The organism is Acidimicrobiales bacterium (assembly GCA_036273495.1).
GTDB lineage: Bacteria > Actinomycetota > Acidimicrobiia > Acidimicrobiales > JAJPHE01 > DASSEU01.
Genome location: DASUHN010000040.1, coordinates 1 through 3,983, shown reverse-complemented (window position 1 = coordinate 3,983; position 3,983 = coordinate 1). Strand labels below are relative to the sequence as shown.

5 protein-coding genes are annotated in these 3,983 nt (G+C 73.1%); all 5 read right to left on the bottom strand.

The window, feature by feature from the left end; genetic code table 11:
- The coding region (locus tag VFW24_01655; protein HEX5265454.1) for a hypothetical protein at positions 1-193 on the bottom strand (193 nt) is incomplete at its 3' end.
- A complete protein-coding gene (locus VFW24_01650) occupies positions 193-1,638 on the bottom strand; it encodes a penicillin-binding transpeptidase domain-containing protein (protein ID HEX5265453.1) in 1,446 nt (481 codons plus the stop codon). The genes VFW24_01650 and VFW24_01655, both read right to left, overlap by 1 nt.
- Positions 1,635-2,969 (bottom strand): Stp1/IreP family PP2C-type Ser/Thr phosphatase, encoded by a 1,335-nt coding sequence (locus tag VFW24_01645; GenBank protein ID HEX5265452.1) that lies wholly within the window; start codon positions 2,967-2,969, stop codon positions 1,635-1,637. Before VFW24_01645 ends, VFW24_01650 begins: the two co-directional genes overlap by 4 nt.
- Positions 2,966-3,538, bottom strand: coding sequence for an FHA domain-containing protein (locus VFW24_01640; protein ID HEX5265451.1), 573 nt, complete (start codon positions 3,536-3,538; stop codon positions 2,966-2,968). The genes VFW24_01645 and VFW24_01640 overlap by 4 nt, the downstream gene beginning before the upstream one ends.
- Before the next feature lie 33 nt (positions 3,539-3,571).
- The coding region (locus VFW24_01635) for an FHA domain-containing protein (GenBank protein HEX5265450.1) at positions 3,572-3,983 on the bottom strand (412 nt) is incomplete at its 5' end.

Genomic DNA, 3,983 nt, shown 5'->3' with positions numbered 1-3,983 from the left:
CCTGGGCCTCGCGACGGAACCGCTCGACGAACGCCTCGTCGCGCGACAGCTCCGACGAGAGCACCTTGAGGGCCACCGGCCGGTCGAGCAGCAGGTCCCGCCCGAGATAGACCTCGGCCATGCCGCCGCGGGCGAGCAGCCGCACTATCTCGTAGCGGTTGTTGTAGACGGGCTGGGCTTGTTCCTCGGCCACTACGGACCTCCGAGCGCCGCGGTCAGCACAGCGCGGGTGATGGGACCGGCCACGGCGTCACCGGTCGCGGAAGGGGGCTGGTCGGGGACCGTCACCGCCACCACCACGCGCGGGGCGTTGGCGGGGGCAAAGGCCACCATCCAGTCGTCGGTCGTGTTCACCCCGGTCTGCGCCGTCCCGGTCTTGGCCGCCACCGGGACGTTCGGCAGGGCCAGGTCGGGGGCAGTCCCGCCCGGGGAGGTGACCAGCTGCATCATCTGGGTGATGGCGGCGGCGGTCGGGGTCGTGATCGGGTGCAGCCAGGCGTGGGGCTTGTACTGCTGGACCACGTTCCCCTGGCTGTCCCGGATCTCGGCCATGACGTGGGGGGCCAGGGCCGTGCCGGCGTCGGCGATCGTCTCTCCCACCAGCGCCATCTGCAGGGTCGTGGCCCGCACGTCGGACTGACCGATGGCCGAGTAGGCCAGCAGGGGGAGGTTGTGCTGGAAGAACGACGCCGACGGAAAGTTGGACGGCGCCGCCGCCGGGAGGTCGATGGGGGGGCGCTGGTTGAAGCCGAAGGCGGAGGCCTCTCCGGAGAGGTTGTCGGGACCGAGGTCGAGGCCGATCTGCCCGTAGCCGGTGTCGCAGGAGACCTGGAGCAGGTGGGGCAGCTGCCCGCCGCACGACTCGTTGGCGAAGTTGTGCAGCTTGTTGGTCGTGAGCGGCAGGTTGATCTGGCTGGTCACCGGATAGGTCTTCCCCGCCAGGGACGGATCCCTGTCGAGGACGGCGGCCGAGACCACCAGCTTGAAGGTGGACCCGGGGGGATAGGTGCGCCGGTAGGCCCGGGGGAGCATGGGCTGCACCGGGTTCAGCTGGAACAGCGTCCACGCCGTGCGCTCCTGGTGGGTGTCGTGGGACGCCAGCGCGCTCGGGTCGTACGAGGGGTTGCTGTACATGGCCAGGAGGCCGCCGGTCGACGGATCGATGACGACCACCGAGCCGGCCTGGTTCCCCAACGCCTTCTGGGCCGCCTGCTGCACCTTGTCCGACACGGTGAGGACCACGGTCCCGGTCGTGCTCCGGTTGGAGAGGATCTGGCGCAGGCTGTGGATCGGCAGGTCGTGACCGGAGAGCTGGCGGTTGTAGGTCTGCTCCACCCCGTCCTGCACGCCGTAGATGAACGAGTCGAACCCGGTGATCTGGCCGAACAGGGCGCCGGTCGGGTACTGGCGCAGGTACTTGAGGTCGTCGTTGGTGGGCACGGAGTGGGCCACGACGACGCCGTCGGCGGAGATGATGTCCCCCCGGGGCTTGTTGAAGTCGGCGATGACCTGGCGGGGGTTGTTCGGGTTGTGGGCCAGGCGGCTGGCCTCGACCACCTGGACGTAGTTCATCATCAGGAACAGGACCCCGAAGGCCAGCAGGAGCGCCACGCCCAGGCGGCGGATCTGGCGGTTCACGGGTGGGCCCCGGTCGTGGTGGTGGCCCCGTTCGGGACGGTGGTGGTCGCGCCGGCGACGGGGACGGTCGTGGTGGTGGTCGGGGCCGGGTTCTCGGCCTGGTACTCGTCGACCAGGTTGCGGACGTAGTCGTTGGCGGCGGCGCGCGACGGCTCGGTCATGCCCGCGGTGAGCTGGCCGAGCATGCGGTGGGGGACCTCGGCCGTGGTCACGTCGGTGCGCTCGGCCACAGTGGGGTTGAACCACAGGACGCCCCCGGGCCGGCCCTGGAAGATCACCAGCTGGTTGCCCTGGAGCCCGACGTAGTAGCTGGCCCGGGCGTACCAGACGACGAAGTACGCCGCCCCACCCAGGATCAGCACGAGGGCTGCGACGAACAGCACGACCCGGACGGTGAAGCGCCGGGGGCGCCGGTAGGTCGACACCGAGGTCCGCGAGGCGCGCGCCAGCGCCGAGGCCGGGGGCTCGTCGCTCGGCGGGGGGCGGGTGCTGATCACCGGCAGGCCGGTGGAGGTGGCGTCGGGGGCGCCGGCGTCGGGGGCTCCGGCCACGGCCCCGCCCGCGCCCCCGGTCCGCTCGGCATGGCCGCCGGCTCCGCCCTCGTCGGCGCCGACGTCCAGGACGATCACCGTGATGTTGTCGGTCCCGCCGTGGGCCTTGGCCATCTCGACCAGCCGGTCGGCGGCGGCCTGGGCGTCGGGCTCCTCGCCCAGCACCCGCGCCAGGTCCCGGTCGGCCACCTCGTTGGACAGGCCGTCGCTGCACACGACGAAGCGGTCGCCGGCGTGGGGGGTGATGATCCAGGTGTCGACCTCGATGTCGGGCTCGATGCCGAGGGCGCGGGTGACGATGTGGCGCTGGGGGTGGCCGGCGGCCTCGTGGGGGCTGAGCTCCCCGGCGCGCACCATCTCCTCGACCAGGCTGTGGTCGGCCGTCAGCTGGCTCAGCTCCCCCCTCTCGAACAGATAGGCGCGGGAGTCCCCGACATTGGCCACGATCAGGCGCTCGTCACCGTCGCTCTCGGTCGCCGCCGCGGCCGCCACCGCCGTGAGCGTCGTGCCCATGCCCCGCAGGGCCGAGTCGGACCGGGCCCGCTGCCACACCGCCTGGTTGGCCTGGCGGATGGCCTCGACGAGGGCATCCCCGTCGGCCCCGGGGCGGTAGGAGCCCTGGAGGGTGTCGACCGCCACCCGGGCGGCGACGTCCCCGGCGGCATGGCCGCCCATCCCGTCGGCCACGGCCCACAGCCCGTCCTGCACCAGGAAGCAGTCCTGGTTGACGGACCGGACCCGGCCGACGTCGCTGGCGGCACCGGCCCGGAGGCTGGTCACCCGTCCACCTCGAGGACGGTGCGGCCCACCTGCAGGCGGTCCCCGGGGCGCAGCACGGTCGGGGCCGAGATGCGCGCCGAGTTGACGAAGGTGCCGTTGGTGGAGCCGAGGTCCTCGACCCACATCTCGTCGCCGCGGGGGAACACCCGGGCGTGGCGGGACGAGACGAAGCTGTCCGCCGGCAGGGCCACCCCGGAGTCGGTCGTGCGCCCGAGCACCACCTCCCCGCCCCCCTCGAGGGGGTAGGTGCGCCCGGCCAGGTCGGCCGGCTCCACCACCCGCAGCCGGGCCGGCCTCCGGGCCGACGGTCGGGGCGCCGACGCCGGTCGGGGCGCGGGAGCCGGGGGCGCGGCGACCGGTGGGGGACCGGCGGGCGCACGGGGTACGCGCCGGCGCCGGCCCGCCGGGATCACACCCTCCCGGGCGGCGACGTCACCGGGCGCGGCGGGCCCGCCGGCGCCGTCGGCGCTGCGGATCTCCACCCACACCACGCGCAGGATGCGGAGGACGAACAGCCAGACCAGCGCCAGCAGGAAGTACTTGAGGATGTTCAGTACCTGGTCGGACATTCGTTTCGGATGCTTACCGCCGGGCCGCCGTGGTCACGCCAGCTCGTAGCGCAGCACAGTCTCCCCGACGGTGACCTCGTCCCCGTCGACCAGGGGGCTCTCCTGCACCGGGCTGCCGTTGACCAGGGTCCCGTTGGTCGAATCGAGGTCGACCACCACCACCGCGTCCCGCCGGCGGCGGATCTCGGCGTGACGCCGGCTCACGTTCGGATCGGGGAGGGCCAGGGCGCACTCCGGGAGGCGCCCGATGATGAAAGGGTCCCGTTCCACCGTCACCCGCCGGCCGTCGGGGAGGACCAGGGTCGGGGTCACCCCGCCGGCGTCGGCCAGGGTCTCGGCCACCACCCGGAAGGTGCCGGGGGACAGGGCGGCGTCGGTCTCCATGAGCACCTCCACCGCGCCCAGGAAGTGGTAGCCCTCGCTGCGGGCGTGCTCCCGCGCCCCC